Genomic DNA, 14490 nt, shown 5'->3' on the forward strand with positions numbered 1-14490 from the left:
AACTCCGGGGCCGGTTCACAGGACGTACGCCACAGCAGTTCAGGACCTTGGTCCCGCCCGTTCCGGGAGAAACTGGTCAAGCACGGCGACACTGTGCTCGACGGCTTGGGCACCGTAGGCGAGCATCTGCGTCTCGTACTCCTCGACGGCTTCGGGGACGGCCTTCTCGACGAGCAGGTCCCGCAGCAGCCGTGCGTCGTACAGCGCCATGTTGGCGCCGTTGCCACCGCTGGGCGACGTCGCGTGGATCGCGTCGCCGAGGAGCGTGACGCGGCCGGGCGCCCACCGCCGTTCCGGCCGGACGACCCGGATCGACAGCGCCGCCGAGTGGGCCGGGTCGGCTGCCTCGACCAGCGCGCGGACCCGCGGGTGCCAGCCCTCGACGGCCTTCCCCGGGACGTCCGGCGCCGGCAGCAGCACCCAGCGGACGTAGTCGGGTGTGTCGGGCAGCTCGACGCCGAACTCGAGGCCGGCTTCGCGCGGCGGACGGCGGAAGCGCATCAAGCCGAGCATGAGCTGCACCTCGCCGTCACTGACGCCGGTGCCGAAGCCGGGGACGAGCGACTCGAACTCCGGCGTCAGGGTGGTGCGGCCGACGACGCACCGGACGCCGGTGTCGCTCGGCCGGAGGTCCGGCGCGAGCCGGCCGCGGACCGCGGAGGTGATGCCGTCGGCCCCGACGATCAGGTCGGCGTCGACGTGGGTGCCGTCCGCGAACTCGGCCCGGGTGCCCCGATAGCCGGTGAACCGCTTGCCGAAGCGAACGTCGAGGCCGTCGAGCAGGAGGTGGCGCAGGACGTGCCGGTCGACGGCGATCGCGGTCATCGGCTCGAGCTCGCGCAGCTGCCGGAGCTGGGTGTCGTGGAAGACGCGGCGGCCGTGGAGGTCGCCCGTGACGGCGTCCAGCAGCGGGTGCAGCCGGTCGGGCAGGCAGGCGAGCAGGGCTTCGCGGCCGACGTCGGCTAGGCCGATCCGGTAGCCCTGGAAGCGGGCGCGGACCCCCGGGTCACGTTCGAACACCTCGACGTCGATCCCGGCTTTCCGCAGGCCCTGGGCCAGGCACAGGCCCCCGAGCCCGGCTCCGATCACAGCGACTCTCATGGTTCCTCCTCGGCTTATTGAACACTGCTCAAGTTACCTGAACAACGCTCAAGTGCGCCAGGCGTGGTGAACTTGTCCCGATGCCTCTGAACCAGGCGGTGGTGCTGGACGCCGCGATCGAATTGCTCGACGAAACCGGGCTGGACGAGCTGACCACGCGCAAGCTCGCCGACCGCCTCGGCGTGCGCGTCGGCGCGCTCTATTGGCACTACGCGAACAAGCAGGCGCTGCTGGACGCGGTCGCGGAGCACATGCTGGCGGTGGCGTCCCGCGGGCTGAGCGCGTCGGGAACGTGGCGGGAGCGCGTGACGGCGTTCGCGAACGCCCACCGCGAGACGATGCTCGCCCACCCGGACGGCGCCCGGGTCATCGCGACGATGAGCGTCCCCGGGCCGGCCGCGAGGGAGTTCCTGGGTCACCTGCTGACCACGCTCGCCGCCGCCGGGATGGCTTCACCGGAACGCGAGGCGTGCGCGGACGTCGTGACGAGCTACGTGAACGGTTTCACGGTCGAAGAACAGGCCCGCCGCACGGCCGTGCCCCGCTCGCTGCGGGACACGGCCTTCGCGACGGGCCTGTCCGTGGTCATCGACGGCCTGGCGACTCGCGTCAGCCGCGCCGAAAAGCCGTGAAGGCCTCCTTCGCGGCTCTTATGGCCGGTAAGGAGGCCTTCACGGCTTTCGTGGGTCTGGCGGGTCTCGCGGGTCAGAGGTAGAGCTGGCCGCCGTCGGCCAGGACGCCGCCGACCCGGGGGCCGTAGTTGGCGTATTCCTGGGTGTTCAGCTCGTACTGGCCGTAGCTGGTCACCGTCTCGTAGGTGACGTACGGGTAGCAGCAGTTGCCGATGTAGAGCTGGTCGCCGTACTGGGCGCCGGACAGGTTGCCGTGCACCAGGCCGTTGCCCGTGTTCTGCCACAGGCGGAGCGTCCGGCCGTTGCCGCTCGTCTGCTTGAGCAGCGTGAACCCTTCGATCGTGACCGGTGCCGCGGACGCGGCCGGTGCCGTCGAAGCTGCAGGTGCCGCCGAAGCGGGCGTCGCCACAGCTGTGGTCACGGCGAAGGCGAGGAACGCCACGGCCGCCAACTTCTTCATCATGAGAAACCCCCGGGTTCGGACAAAACGATCACGGGGAACGTACCGGGAACCGCGCGGCCGGCGGAGGGGTTTCGGTCTGGTCTAAATCACGCCTGTTCCGCCGCCAGGCGCTGGGTGACCGGGAGCAGGTCCTGGGCCAGCACCTGGCGCAGGAACACCGCCGCGACGCGGTGTTGTTTGTCCAGCACGATCGTCGACGGGATGATGTTGCGCGGGTAGCCGCTCAGCTTGAGCAGCACCCGGCCGTCCGGGTCGTAGATCGACGGGTAGGTCAGCTTGCGGTCGCGGACGAAGTCCTGCGCGACGTCCCGCGCCGGGTCGCGGACGTCGATGCCGACGACCTGTGCCCCCGGCGCCTGCTTCGCGAGGCTCTCCATCTCCGGCGCCTCCGTGCGGCACGGCCCGCACCACTGGCCCCAGAGGTTGAGCACGACGACCTTGCCGGGGAAGTCCGCCAGCGACAGCTGCTTGCCCTCGTTCATCAGGTCGTCGCCGGAAAGGACCGGCGCGGTCTGGCGCTGGGCGACGTCGTAGGTGATGTCGACCTGGCCGCCCGGGGAGACGAACGTGAAGCTGCTCCCCTGGACGACCGCGTCCTTGCCCGCGCTGCACCCGGCGATCAGGCCCAGCGCGGCCAGCGTGACGAGGAGCCGTTTCATGCCCCGGTCACCTTCGGGTCGGTGGACCCCGCAGGTTCGCTGTAGACGATCTCGCGCAGCTCGTCGCCGTCGAAGACCAGGCTGGTCAGGGAGGCCAGCGAGCACTGGCGGCGCCGCGGGTCGTGCCACAGCTTCTTGCCCTCGAGGAACCGCCGGAGCGTCCAGATCGGCAGCTGGTGCGACACGCAGAGCGCCTCGTGCCCCTCGGCCGCGTCCCGCGCCCGGTGGACCGCGCCGAGCATCCGGTGCGCGATCTCCAGGTACGGCTCGCCCCACGACGGCTTGAACGGGTTGGTCAGCTTCGACCAGTGCTTCGGCTCCCGCAGCGCGCCGTCACCGACCGCGACGTGCAGGCCTTCGAACTGGTTGCCGGCCTCGATCAGCTCGGCGTCGGTCGCGATGTCGAGGCGGTGCGCGGCCGCGATCGGCGCCGCCGTCTCCTGCGCCCGCTGCAGTGGCGACGCGACGACGTGCACGAGGTCGTGGCCCGCGACGGCCTCGGCGACGGTCAGCGCCTGACGTTGTCCGCGCTCGGAGAGCCGGTAGCCGGGCAGCCGGCCGTAGAGGATCTTCTCGGGGTTGTGGACTTCGCCGTGGCGGAGCATGTGGACGACGGTGGTCACTGGACCGCTCCGGCCGCCGCCTGCGCCGCCGCGGGCAGCGCCGCTTCGATCACCGAGAACGCTTCGTCGTCCATGGCCGCGTTGACGAACCAGGCCTCGTACGCGCTCGGGGGCGCGTACACACCGCCGTCGAGCAGCGCGTGGAAGAACGGCGGGAAGCGCCAGGTCTCGGACGCCTGCGCGCCCGCGTAGTCGCGGACCGCCGGCTCGCCGAAGAACACGCTCACCAGGTTGCCCGCGTACTGGACGCTGTTCGCGACGCCGGCTTCGCTCAGCGCGAGGCGGAAGAGGTTGCCGAGGCGCTTCGCGTTGGCGTCGAGCGCCGCGTACACGGCCTGGTCGGCCGCACGCAGCGTCGCGAGGCCGGTGGCCACCGCGACGGGGTTCCCGGACAGCGTCCCGGCCTGGTAGACCGGCCCGCCCGGGGCGAGCTTGGCCATGATGTCGGCGCGGCCGCCGAACGCCGCCGCCGGCAGGCCGCCGGACATCACCTTGCCGAACGTGTACAGGTCGCCGGCCACGCCTTCGAGGCCGAACCAGCCCGCGCGCGAGACGCGGAACCCGGTCATCACCTCGTCCATGACCAGCAGCGCGCCGTGCTCGTGGGCGATCTCCAGCAGGCCCGCGTTGAAGCCCTCGTCCGGCGCGACGGCGCCCATGTTGCCCGCCGCGGCCTCGGTGATCACCGCGGCGACCGTGTCCGGATTGTCCACAAAGGACCGCCGGACGGCGTCGAGGTCGTTGTAGGGCAGCACGATCGTGTCGGCGGCCTGCGCGCCGGTGACCCCCGGCGACGTCGGCAGCCCGAGCGTCGCGACGCCGGAGCCGGCCTGGGCGAGCAGCGCGTCGACGTGGCCGTGGTAACACCCGGCGAACTTGATGATCTTCGCGCGGCCGGTGAACCCGCGGGCCAGCCGGATCGCGCTCATCGTGGCCTCGGTGCCCGAGTTGACCAGCCGCACCCGCTCGACGGGCTCGACCCGGCCGATGATCTCCTCGGCCAGCTCGACCTCGCCGAGGGTCGGCGTGCCGAACGACAGCCCGGACGTCGCGGCCTCGCGCGCCGCCTCGACGACCGCCGGGTGCGCGTGCCCCAGGATCATCGGGCCCCAGGACGACACCAAGTCGACATAGCGGTTCCCGTCGACGTCCCACAGGTGCGGGCCCTCGCCGCGGACCATGAACCGCGGGGTGCCGCCGACCGAGTTGAACGCCCGGACCGGCGAGTTCACCCCGCCCGGGATGGCCGCCTTAGCGCGGTCGAACCATGCCTTGGACTGCTCGGTTCCAGTGCTCACCCGTCCAGTCTCGCAAACCCGGGCGACGCGCCGCCGACCCCCGTCACCTGCGCCGAGCCCCTAGGATGGCCGCACGCCGCCCGGGAGGGGAACAACCGGTGACCGAACGTGTGCCACAGCGCAACCCGTGGCTGGTGCTGGCCGGCTTCCTCGGCGTCGTCGCCGTGGTCGCGGCGGTCGGCGCCCTGGCCGCGACGTCGTCGAAGGAGATCTACGAGCGCTTCGACCTGCCGCCGTGGGCACCGCCGGTGTCCCTGTTCGGTCCGGTGTGGACGGTGCTGTACGTCACGATCGCGGTGTCCGGCTGGTGCTACTGGCGCACCGACGGCGAGAACCGCGGGTTCGCCGCCTACGGCATCGGCCTGCTGGTCAACCTGCTCTGGCCGCCGCTGTTCTTCGAGGGCGGCGCCGCGGTGCCCGCCCTGATCGACATCCTGGTGCTGGACGTCGTCGTGCTCGTGACGATCGTCCTGTTCGCCCGCCGGTCGAAGCTCGCGGCCGTGCTGCAGGTGCCCTACCTGGCCTGGATCCTGTTCGCGACCGCGCTCAACACTGCCATCATCGTCTTGAACTAGCGCCCGGCCTGCTGGGTGATCGCCTGCGCGGCGACCGTCCCGTCGTCGCCGGCCTGGCCCTGGACGGTCACCGTCGAGCCCGGCTTGAGGTCCGCGAGCGTGCCCGGCTGGGTCACACCGACCGTCGTCGAGTCCGATGTGGACACCTTGACGTCGGTGCCCTGCGCGGTCTTCACGTAGACCGTGGTGCCGTCGACGTGGTCGACCGTGCCGGTGGTGCCGCGCCCGCCGGCCCCACGGAAGCCGCCACCCTGCTGCCCGGTGCCGGTGCCGCCGGTCTGGCCGGTGCCAGCTTGAGTGCCACCCGCCTGCGTGCCACCCAAGCCGCCGCCCTGGCGCCCGGCCGGCGCGCCCGACGAACCCGACGACGAGCCGAACGCGGCGTGCGTCCAGGCGCCGCCGGCGAACACCGCCGCGAGCACGACCAGCCCGGCCAGCACCACCGTGGCGCGGGAGAACGGCTTGGCCGCGCGGCGCATCTCGGCGTTCAGGTCGCCCTCGACCGCCGGGCTGGCGACGATCTGCTCCGCCGTCGGCTCGGAAGCGGCACTTTCACGTGAAAGTGCCGCCCCCTGGTGGTCACTTTCACGTGAAAGTGACGGTTCGGTAGGGGAAGACATGGGGCTCCTATTCGTGACGCAGGGCGTCGATCGGCCGCAGCTTGGCGGCCCGGTTCGCCGGGAAACTGCCGAAGAACAGCCCGATCAGGGCGGATACCGCGAAGGCGAGCAGGATCGACGAGGGCACCACGACCGGTTTGATCCCGGAGATGGTGAACCGGCTGCCGATCAGCCCGATCGCGACGCCGAGCAGCCCGCCGAACAGGCTGAGCATGGTCGCTTCGGCGAGGAACTGGCCGAGGATGGCCGAGCGCGGGGCGCCGATGGCCTTGCGGATGCCGATCTCGCGGATCCGCTCGGTCACCGTGACCAGCATGATGTTGGTGACGCCGATGCCGCCGACCAGCAGCGAGATCGCCGCGACCGCCGCCAGCAGCACGGTGAACGTCTCGGTCGCCGACGTCCGCGTCGCGAGCAGTTGCTCGGAGTTCTGGATCTGGTAGTCGGCGGTGCCGCCGAGCCGGATGCCGTGGCGCGCGTTGAGGATCGCGGTGATCTCGGACTGCGCCAGCGTGACGGCGTCCGCGCTGGTGGCCTGTACGGCGATCTGGCTGAGGCTGCCGTAGCCGGCCAGCGAGTTCTGCACGGCCGAGATCGGCGCGATCGCGACGTCGTCGGCGTTCTGCAGCCCGGTGCTGCCCTTGGCCTGCAGCACCCCGACCACGGTGAACTGGATGCTGTTGAGCAGCACGTTCTTGCCGACGGCGTCGGTGCTGCTGCCGAAGATCGACTCCGCCGTCGTCGGGCCGAGCACGACGACCTTCCGCGCGGCCGTGACGTCCTCGCTGCTGAACAGCGAGCCTTCGGCGAGGTCGCGGTTGGTGGTGGTGAAGTACGCCGGTTCGGTGCCCGCGACGGTCGAGATGTCGTACGACGTCTGCCCGTAGGTCGCGGTCGCCGTCGTGTTGACCACCGGCGACGCGGCCTTGACGTCGGGGGCGCCGATCGGGTCGACCAGCGCGTGCGCGTCCTGCACGGTCAACGGCCGCGCCGAGGCGCTCTGCCCGCCGCCGCGCGCCGGGGAGACGTTGACGACGTTGGTGCCGAGGCCCTGGATGCTGGCCGCGATGGCCGCCGAAGCGCCGTTGCCGACCGCGACGAGCAGGATCACCGCGGCGACACCGATGGTGATGCCGAGCGTGGTGAGCGACGAGCGCAGCTTGTTCGCGGTGAGCCCGCGCACGGCGAAGCGCAGGATCTCGAAGAGGTTCACGACACGGCCCCCACGACCCCGGACGCGCGGGTGACGTCGTCCTGGACGATCAAGCCGTCGTCGACCCGGACGATGCGGCGCGCGTGCGCGGCGACCTCGTCCTCGTGCGTGATCACGACGATGGTGCGGCCGAGCTGGTTGAGCCGGTCGAACACGCCGAGGACGTCCTCGGTGCTGCGGCGGTCCAGGTTGCCGGTCGGCTCGTCGGCGAGCAGCATCGCCGGCCCGGTGACCAGCGCCCGCGCGACGGCGACGCGCTGGATCTGGCCGCCGGACAGCTCGCTCGGCAGGTGCTTGGCCCGGTCGGACAGCCCGACCATGTCGAGCGCCGCGAGCGCGCGCCGCCGGCGTTCGGACCGGCGAAGTCCACTGTAGACGAGCGGAAGCTCCACATTGGACAGCGCGGACGTCCGGGGCACGAGGTTGAACGACTGGAAGATGAAGCCGATCTTCCGGTTGCGCAGCAGAGCGAGCTGGCGCTCGTTGAGCTTGCCGACGCCGAAGCCGTCCAGCAGGTACTGGCCGGACGTCGGGACGTCGAGGCAGCCCAGCATGTTCAGCAGGGTCGACTTGCCCGAGCCGGACGCGCCCATGATCGCGACGTATTCACCGGGCCACACGGTGAGTTCGACGCCGCGCAGCGCGTGCACCGCCGTCTCCCCCGCGCCGTAGGTCTTGCGCAGTCCGGAGACCGCGATCACCGGGTTCATCCGCGTCCGCCGAAGCCGCCGCCGGCGCCCGTGCCGCGCTGGCCGCCGCCGGGGACGCCGCCGGTCCCGCCGCCCGGGAACCCGCCGGTGCCGCCCGTACCGGTCCCGGTCCGGCCCGTGCCGCCGGTGCCGGTCGCGGCCGTCGCGGTGAGCACGACGTTCTCGCCCTCGGTCAGCCCGGAGGTGATCTGGACCGTCGACTCGCCGCGGATGCCGATCTGCACCTGGCGGGGGACGTTCTGGCCGTTCTCCTGCACCGTGACGATGTTCGTGTTGCCCGCGGTCGTCACGGCCGCGGCCGGCACGCTCAGCGCGTTCTGCGCCTCGGCGACGGTGATCACGACGCTCGCCGACTGCCCGGGCCGCAGCCCGTCCGGCGGGCTGGTGAGCGCGAGCTGCGCGCCGTAGGAAACCACACTGCCGCTGGTCGTCGGGGTCAGGTTGATGCTGGAGACGGTGGCCTGGATCGGCTTGTCCGGCAACGCGTTGAGCGTCACCGTGGCCTTCTGGCCCGCCTTGACCTTGCTGACGTCGATCTCGGCGACCGAGGTGTTCACGACCAGGCCGGTCATGTTCGTGATGGTGATGAACCCGGTGCTGCTACTGCTGCTGGACGACGTCGAGGCGCTGGAGTTCGACGAGCCCTGCCCGCCTTGGCCGCTGCCGCTGGAGGTCGAGGACTGCGAGCTGCTCGCCGAGCCGCCGCTCGAGGACTGCTGCCCGACCGTGCCGTTGACCGCCGTGACGGTGCCGGCGCCGGGCGCGTAGAGGGAGGTGTTGTCCAGCGCGGTCTGCGCGGTCTGGACGTCCAGCTCGGCCTGGTCCAGCTTCGCCTGCGCCGAGGTGACGCTGTTCGCGGCGGCCTGCGCGCTGTTCTGGCTGCTGTTCTGGCCGTTCTGGCTCGTCGCCGGAGTGTCTTCGGCGTCTTCGGCGCTGTCGAGACTGTCTTGCGCCACCGAGAGATTCGCCTTCGCGACCTGAAGCTGCTTCGCCGCCTGCGTGCTGTCGACCGTCGCGAGCTTCTGGCCGGCGCTCACGACGTCGCCGACCTTCACGTCGATCGACGTCACCTTGCCCGCCGTCGTGAAGTTCGCCGCGCCCGTGTAGCTGCTGGCGAGCGTCCCGGCGGCGGAAATCGTCTCGGAGACCGTCGCCCGGCGCACCTGCGTGCTGCGGCTCTGGGCCTGAGCCGTGTTCGAAGCCGGGGTAAAGGCTTGGTATATCCCGAATCCCGCCCCGGCCAGTAGCACGATCAGAGCACCGTTGATCACCCATGCCCTGGAGGCACGCACCCGCGTCATGCGGCAACAGTGCTGCCGCCGCTTAGCAATTGACTGTTCGTTCCCTGTGCGGGAGCTGTGTATCAGTCCTTCTGCTTTTGAGGGCGCGTACGCAGCGCGAGAGCGAGCTGACGCACCGCGTCCACCAGCAGGATCGCGGCCACGACCCCGAGCCCGATGGCCGCCGCGAGGTGCCCGCCGAAGTACCGGTGCGACTCGAGGACGGCACCGTCGTCGGTCCGCGTCACCACGGTGGCCATGCCGCTGTGCCAGAAGGCGTAGACGCCCCAGCCGGCCGCCACGGCGAGCACGACCTCCAGGACGGCGACCAGGATCCGCCACGGCTTGTGCAGCCGCGCGGCGGACCCGGATTCGTCCGGCGGCCAGAGCTCGGCCCCGGTGGGCTGCGGAAGGTCGATCACGGAGAGGATTTTCTCACGTCTCGCGCGGCGTCGCCCGGACGAGGCGGTCCAGCGCGTCCCGCCGACCGCACAACTCCGCCGAAACCACGCGAGCCGACCGTCCGGGGGCGCGAGTGGGCGTTCCCGGGTACGCCCACCGGCTTGCCATCGGACGGGAAGATGATCACCCGTGATGACCACGGGCAGCTCACGCCCGAGCGGAGCCGCGGACGTCCACGACCCGCGTCACGTCTCGCGCGGCGTCGCCCGGACGAGGCGGTCCAGCGCGGCCTGCAGCGCCTCGACGTCCTTCGCCCACGCCAGCACCACTGTGCCGTCCGTCAGCTTCAGCGGCAGCGAATCGTACTTGCGCGGGACCGACCAGCCGCCGCCGAGCACGCGGGCGCCGACCGGCGTGCCGACGTCCGTCACCGACGCCAGCTCGGCGGCCGCGACCTTCTCACGGCCCTGGCGCAGCTGCTTCGTCGTGACTTCCAGCGAGAGGAACCGGCGCCGCGCGTACACCCACGGGATCGTGATGACACACAGGCCGAACCCGACCAGCAGCCAGCCCACGAGGTGCACCGGGCCGCCGGTCGCCAGCTCCGCCAGGGCGCCGATCACGGCGAACACCGGGCCCCACACGATGGCGACCCAGCTCACGCCCGACTCGGCGTAGAGCCGGTCGCTCACGGGCGCTTGCCGGCCTTCGGGAAGTAGCCCGCCACCGACGGCAGGTACAGCAGCACCAGCGCGATGACGAACACCAGCACCGCCACCAGCGTCAGCACGTTGATGATCGGGGCGATGAGCATGATCAGCACGAACATCACGACCGGCAGGATGGTCAGCACCGTCCGGGCCGAGCGGGTGCCTTCGCGGGCCTTGTAGGCGAAGAGCAGGAACAGCAGTACGAAGACGATCGAGCCGCCGAGCAGGTACCACAGCAGCGTCGTGACGCCGTCCGCGATCATCTGCGGCGTGTACTTCGACTCCTTGGTGCCCTCGACGAACTGGGCGATGACCGCCGACTTGCTGCTGAGCAGCTGGACGTAGCCGAGGATCAGGACCAGGCCACCGGCCAGCCACAGCCAGAACGAGACGGCCACCGGCTTCGGCGGCGCGGCCTTCGGCGCGGACTGTCCCGGCAGGACCGGATCCGGCGCGCGGCCCAGTTTGCGGCGTTCGTCGTCGGTGAGACCGCTGAGGTCGTCAGTGCTGCTTTTGGGTGTTTCAGCGTCGGTCACGCGAGGACTCTAACCGGTCAGTCCAGCCAGGCAGCGGCTTCGGCTGCCCAGTACGTGAGGATCATGTCGGCGCCGGCCCGGCGGATCGACGTCAGCACCTCCAGGACGGTCCGCTCACGGTCGAGCCAGCCGTTCGCCGCGGCGGCCTCGACCATCGCGTACTCGCCCGAGATGTTGTAGGCCGCCACCGGCACCGGGGAGATGTCCGCGGCCGCCTTGAGGACGTCCAAATAGGACAGTGCGGGCTTGACCATGATCATGTCCGCGCCCTCGGCGAGGTCCAGCTCGATCTCGCGCAGCGCCTCGCGGGCGTTGCCCGGATCCTGCTGGTAGGTCTTGCGGTCGCCCTTGAGCTGCGAGTCGACGGCCTCGCGGAACGGGCCGTAGAACGCGCTGGCGTACTTCGCGGCGTACGCGAGGATGGCCTTGTCGCTGTGGCCGACCTCGTCGAGCGCCCGGCGGATGACGCCGATCTGGCCGTCCATCATCCCGGACGGCCCGAGCACGTGCGCCCCGGCTTCGGCCTGCGCGACGGCCATCTCGGCGTAGACGCGCAGCGTGGCGTCGTTGTCGACCCCGCCGTCGGCGTCCAGGACGCCGCAGTGGCCGTGGTCGGTGAACTCGTCGAGGCAGGTGTCGGCCATCAGCACGGTGGCGTCGCCGAGCTCGGCCCGCAGGTCGCGCAGGGCGACGTTGAGGATGCCGCGCTCGTCGACGGCGCCCGAGCCTTCGGCGTCGCGGGTCTCGGGAATGCCGAACAGCATCAGCCCGCCGACCCCGGCGTTGACCGCGTCGACGGCGGCCTTCCGCAGGGTGTCCCGGGTGTGCTGCACGACACCCGGCATGCTCGAAATCGGCCGCGGCTGGTCAAGGCCTTCGGCGACGAACATCGGGAGGATCAGCTGGCGTGGCCGCAGCGTCGTTTCACCGACCAGCCGGCGCATAGCGGGCGTGGTGCGGAGCCTGCGGGGACGATGCTCAGGGAACACACCTCCAAGTTACTCCGCGCGCTTTCGCCGGGGTCTCGCAAGGGTGCCCCAGCGCATCTGCCCCGGAAAGCCGTGAAGGCCACCTTGAGGGACTCAGAGTCCCCCAAGGAGGCCTTCACGGACCAGCGAACCTCAGGAGCGGCGGGCCCGCTTCGCCTTGCGCGGCGGCGGCAGGGCGCCCTCCGCGCGGAGCCGGGCGGCGTGCTCGGCCAGGGCGTCCACCAGGTGCGGGACGTCGGCCTTCTCCGGCTGGACGTCGACCCGGAGGCCGAACTCCACCGCCGTCTCGGCCGTTTTCGGGCCGATGCACGCGACCAGCGTGCGGGTGTGCGGCTTGCCGGCGATGCCGACCAGGTTGCGCACGGTCGAGGACGAGGTGAAGCAGACCGCGTCGAAGCCGCCGGTCTTGATCATCTCGCGGGTGTCGGCGGGCGGCGGCGCCGCCCGGACGGTCCGGTAGGCCGTGACGTCGTCGATCTCCCAGCCGCGTTCGCGCAGGCCGGCCGACAGGGTCTCGGTGGCGATGTCCGCGCGGGGCAGCAGGACGCGGTCGACCGGGTCGAGGACGTCGTCGTACGGCGGGAACTCGGCCAGCAGGCCTTCGCTGGACTGCTCACCCTCCGGCACCAGCTCGGGGATGATGCCGAACGAGCGCACCTTCTCCGCGGTGGCCGCGCCGACGCAGGCGATCTTCACGCCGGAGAACGCGCGGGCGTCCAGGCCGAACTCCTCGAACTTCTCCCACACCGCGCGGACCGCGTTGGTGGAGGTGAAGACGATCCACTGGTAACGGCCGTCGACCAGGCCCTTGACCGAGCGCTCCATCTGCGCCGGGCTGCGGGGCGGCTCGACCGAAATCGTCGGGACCTCGTGCGACGTCGCGCCGTGGCCGCGCAGGCGCTCGGCCATCTCGCCGGCCTGCTCCTTGGTGCGCGGCACCAGGACCTTCCAGCCGTAGAGCGCGCGCGACTCCCACCACGACAGCTTCGAACGCTGCCCGGCGGCCTGGCCGATCGTGACGATCAGCGGCCCGACGAGCTCGCCGGCGTCGTTGGCGACCTTCTCGAGCGTGGTGTCGAGGGTGCGCTGGGTGTTGATGGTGCCGTTCGCCGTCACCGCGACCGGGGTCGACGCGGGCAGGCCGTGCCCGGTCAGCGCCGAAGCGGCCTCGGCCAGGTGCGCCGACGACGCGTGCAGCACCAGCGGGCCGGGGGCCGCGGCCAGCGCCGCCCAGTCGACGTCGCCGCGGACGTCGACCTCGGTGTGCGTGCCGCCCAGCGCGACGCCGGCGTACGCCGGGACGGCCGCGCCCGGGGACACGCCCGGGATGACGTCGAACACGGCGCTCGTGCGCGCGACCGCCTGCACCTCGGCCACGACGGCCGGGGTGGTCAGCGGGTCGCCCGCGATGAGGCGCAGCACCAGCCGGCCGGCCTTGGCCTCGTTGGTCAGGTCCTTGGCGACCTCGGTGGCCTCGCCGACGGCGGGGCGGACCTCGGCGCCTTCGGCGGTCAACGCCAGGACGGCCTGGGGCACGTCCGGGTCGGTCACCACGACCTCGGCCTTGGCCAGCAGTTCCTGGGCACGGACCGTGAGCAGGCCGGCGTCGCCGGGCCCGGAGCCCACGAACGCTACGCGCCCGGTGGTCTTTCGCGCGGGGGTCATCTGTGCGTTTCTCCTCTTGCGGCGGCCGTGCGTGATGGCACGGCCGCAGGTCTCCTACGTCTTGAGAAGCGCTCGTGAAAGCGCTACTGCGCGGGTCCGGAGAGGGCTCCGGCTCCGAGGTCCAGCAGCTCTGCGGCCAGGTCCTTGCCCAGCTGGGCGGCCTGGTGCTTGTCGGCCAGCGCGATGGCCCGGACCATGTCCACCACGCCTTCCTCGCCCTCGATCGCGGCGGTGCCGCGCAGCGAGATCCGTTCCACGACCTTGCCCTCGGCGTCGAGATCTTCGACGATCTCGGCGAGCGCGCCCACAGGCGAGCTGCACCCCGCCTCGAGCGCGGCCAGCAGAGCACGCTCGGCCGTCACCGCGGCCCGCGTGCCCTCGTCGTCCAGCGTGGCCGCGAGCAGGTGCTCGAGATCCACGTCGGCAGCCCGGCATTCCACCGCCAGCGCGCCCTGTGCGGGCGCGGGCAGCATCTGGATCGGGTCGAGGGTCTCGGTGATCACCTCGACCTGTCCGACCCTGGCCAGTCCGGCACGCGCGAGCACCACGGCATCGAGCTCGCCGTCGGTGACCTTGCGCATGCGGGTGTCGATATTGCCGCGAATCGGCACGATTTCCAAACCGAGACCCAGCGCGCGCAGCTGCGCGGTGCGCCGCAGCGAGCCCGTGCCCACCGTGGAGCCCGGCGGCAGCTCGCCGAGAGTCAGCCCGTCACGCGCGATCAGCGCGTCCCGCGGGTCCTCGCGCGGCGGCACGGCGGCGAGCGAGATGCCCGGCTCCGGCGCGGTCGGCAGGTCCTTGTACGAGTGGACGATGACGTCGACCTCGTTGCGCAGCAACGCTTCCCGCAGCGCGGAGGTGAACACGCCGACGCCGATCGTGGGGATCGGCGCCATCGATTTGTCCCCGGGCGTGGTCACCGTGACGATCTCGACCTCGGCGCCGGTGGCGCGCAGGGCGTCGGCGACGTGCCCGGTCTGGGCGAGCGCGAGCTTCGATCCACGCGTACCCATA

The 14490-nt window shown here is 71.5% G+C and carries 17 protein-coding genes; 2 read left to right on the forward strand and 15 right to left on the reverse strand.

What is annotated here, in order from left to right; translation table 11 throughout:
• Positions 1 to 39: 39 nt before the first annotated feature.
• Positions 40 to 1101, reverse strand: coding sequence for an FAD-dependent oxidoreductase (locus OG494_RS34255; protein ID WP_328445808.1), 1062 nt, complete (start codon positions 1099 to 1101; stop codon positions 40 to 42).
• 80 nt (positions 1102 to 1181) lie between these two features.
• Between OG494_RS34255 and OG494_RS34260 the strand changes: the two genes are divergently transcribed.
• Positions 1182 to 1733: a TetR/AcrR family transcriptional regulator C-terminal domain-containing protein gene (locus OG494_RS34260; protein WP_328445810.1), complete on the forward strand. Its 552-nt coding sequence runs from the start codon at positions 1182 to 1184 to the stop codon at positions 1731 to 1733.
• Positions 1734 to 1806: 73 nt separating this feature from the next.
• On the opposite strand, the gene OG494_RS34265 is transcribed toward OG494_RS34260, so the two are convergent.
• From OG494_RS34265 to hemL, 4 genes are all read right to left on the reverse strand, one after another.
• Positions 1807 to 2196, reverse strand: a complete 390-nt coding sequence (locus OG494_RS34265; protein WP_328445812.1) for a hypothetical protein — start codon at positions 2194 to 2196, stop codon at positions 1807 to 1809.
• A gap of 86 nt (positions 2197 to 2282) precedes the next feature.
• The gene (locus OG494_RS34270) at positions 2283 to 2855 is read right to left on the reverse strand and encodes a TlpA family protein disulfide reductase (protein ID WP_328445814.1); all 573 of its coding nucleotides are present in this window, start codon (positions 2853 to 2855) and stop codon (positions 2283 to 2285) included.
• Positions 2852 to 3478 carry a histidine phosphatase family protein gene (locus tag OG494_RS34275; protein WP_247060305.1) on the reverse strand — a complete coding sequence of 209 codons (627 nt, stop codon included), beginning with the start codon at positions 3476 to 3478 and terminating at the stop codon, positions 2852 to 2854. Before OG494_RS34275 ends, OG494_RS34270 begins: the two co-directional genes overlap by 4 nt.
• Positions 3475 to 4776 (reverse strand): glutamate-1-semialdehyde 2,1-aminomutase, encoded by a 1302-nt coding sequence (gene hemL / locus OG494_RS34280; protein ID WP_328445817.1) that lies wholly within the window; start codon positions 4774 to 4776, stop codon positions 3475 to 3477. Before hemL ends, OG494_RS34275 begins: the two co-directional genes overlap by 4 nt.
• Before the next feature lie 98 nt (positions 4777 to 4874).
• Between hemL and OG494_RS34285 the strand changes: the two genes are divergently transcribed.
• Positions 4875 to 5351: a TspO/MBR family protein gene (locus OG494_RS34285; RefSeq protein WP_328445819.1), complete on the forward strand. Its 477-nt coding sequence runs from the start codon at positions 4875 to 4877 to the stop codon at positions 5349 to 5351.
• On the opposite strand, the gene OG494_RS34290 is transcribed toward OG494_RS34285, so the two are convergent.
• From OG494_RS34290 to hemC, 10 genes are all read right to left on the reverse strand, one after another.
• Positions 5348 to 5971, reverse strand: a complete 624-nt coding sequence (locus tag OG494_RS34290) for a hypothetical protein (RefSeq protein ID WP_328445821.1) — start codon at positions 5969 to 5971, stop codon at positions 5348 to 5350. The two genes, OG494_RS34285 and OG494_RS34290, sit on opposite strands and share 4 nt — an antisense overlap.
• A 7-nt stretch (positions 5972 to 5978) precedes the next feature.
• Positions 5979 to 7184, reverse strand: coding sequence for an ABC transporter permease (locus tag OG494_RS34295; protein ID WP_328445823.1), 1206 nt, complete (start codon positions 7182 to 7184; stop codon positions 5979 to 5981).
• Positions 7181 to 7894, reverse strand: a complete 714-nt coding sequence (locus tag OG494_RS34300) for an ABC transporter ATP-binding protein (RefSeq protein ID WP_328445825.1) — start codon at positions 7892 to 7894, stop codon at positions 7181 to 7183. The genes OG494_RS34295 and OG494_RS34300 overlap by 4 nt, the downstream gene beginning before the upstream one ends.
• Positions 7891 to 9195 carry an efflux RND transporter periplasmic adaptor subunit gene (locus OG494_RS34305; RefSeq protein WP_328445827.1) on the reverse strand — a complete coding sequence of 435 codons (1305 nt, stop codon included), beginning with the start codon at positions 9193 to 9195 and terminating at the stop codon, positions 7891 to 7893. The genes OG494_RS34300 and OG494_RS34305 overlap by 4 nt, the downstream gene beginning before the upstream one ends.
• Positions 9196 to 9257: 62 nt before the next feature.
• Positions 9258 to 9596: a hypothetical protein gene (locus tag OG494_RS34310; protein WP_328445828.1), complete on the reverse strand. Its 339-nt coding sequence runs from the start codon at positions 9594 to 9596 to the stop codon at positions 9258 to 9260.
• 225 nt (positions 9597 to 9821) lie between these two features.
• On the reverse strand, positions 9822 to 10268 hold the full coding sequence (locus OG494_RS34315; protein ID WP_328445830.1) for a hypothetical protein: 447 nt from the start codon (positions 10266 to 10268) through the stop codon (positions 9822 to 9824).
• Positions 10265 to 10822 carry a hypothetical protein gene (locus tag OG494_RS34320; protein ID WP_328445832.1) on the reverse strand — a complete coding sequence of 186 codons (558 nt, stop codon included), beginning with the start codon at positions 10820 to 10822 and terminating at the stop codon, positions 10265 to 10267. The genes OG494_RS34315 and OG494_RS34320 overlap by 4 nt, the downstream gene beginning before the upstream one ends.
• A 17-nt stretch (positions 10823 to 10839) precedes the next feature.
• Positions 10840 to 11811: a porphobilinogen synthase gene (hemB, locus tag OG494_RS34325; protein ID WP_247060290.1), complete on the reverse strand. Its 972-nt coding sequence runs from the start codon at positions 11809 to 11811 to the stop codon at positions 10840 to 10842.
• A 132-nt stretch (positions 11812 to 11943) separates the two neighbouring features.
• Positions 11944 to 13476, reverse strand: coding sequence for a bifunctional uroporphyrinogen-III C-methyltransferase/uroporphyrinogen-III synthase (locus tag OG494_RS34330; protein ID WP_328445834.1), 1533 nt, complete (start codon positions 13474 to 13476; stop codon positions 11944 to 11946).
• An 83-nt stretch (positions 13477 to 13559) separates the two neighbouring features.
• Positions 13560 to 14489 (reverse strand): hydroxymethylbilane synthase, encoded by a 930-nt coding sequence (gene hemC / locus OG494_RS34335; protein WP_328445836.1) that lies wholly within the window; start codon positions 14487 to 14489, stop codon positions 13560 to 13562.
• Position 14490 lies beyond the last annotated feature (1 nt).

The organism is Amycolatopsis sp. NBC_00438 (genome assembly GCF_036026695.1).
GTDB lineage: Bacteria > Actinomycetota > Actinomycetes > Mycobacteriales > Pseudonocardiaceae > Amycolatopsis.

Bases quoted from the DNA above. Each gene is read 5' to 3' on its own strand.
- OG494_RS34255 (WP_328445808.1), bottom strand. From the start codon at position 1,101: ATGAGAGTCGCTGTGATCGGAGCCGGGCTCGGGGGCCTGTGCCTGGCC.
- OG494_RS34260 (WP_328445810.1), top strand. From the start codon at position 1,182: ATGCCTCTGAACCAGGCGGTGGTGCTGGACGCCGCGATCGAATTGCTC.
- OG494_RS34265 (WP_328445812.1), bottom strand. From the start codon at position 2,196: ATGATGAAGAAGTTGGCGGCCGTGGCGTTCCTCGCCTTCGCCGTGACC.
- OG494_RS34270 (WP_328445814.1), bottom strand. From the start codon at position 2,855: ATGAAACGGCTCCTCGTCACGCTGGCCGCGCTGGGCCTGATCGCCGGG.
- OG494_RS34290 (WP_328445821.1), bottom strand. From the start codon at position 5,971: ATGTCTTCCCCTACCGAACCGTCACTTTCACGTGAAAGTGACCACCAG.
- OG494_RS34300 (WP_328445825.1), bottom strand. From the start codon at position 7,894: ATGAACCCGGTGATCGCGGTCTCCGGACTGCGCAAGACCTACGGCGCG.
- OG494_RS34305 (WP_328445827.1), bottom strand. From the start codon at position 9,195: ATGACGCGGGTGCGTGCCTCCAGGGCATGGGTGATCAACGGTGCTCTG.
- OG494_RS34330 (WP_328445834.1), bottom strand. From the start codon at position 13,476: ATGACCCCCGCGCGAAAGACCACCGGGCGCGTAGCGTTCGTGGGCTCC.
- hemC (WP_328445836.1), bottom strand. From the start codon at position 14,489: ATGGGTACGCGTGGATCGAAGCTCGCGCTCGCCCAGACCGGGCACGTC.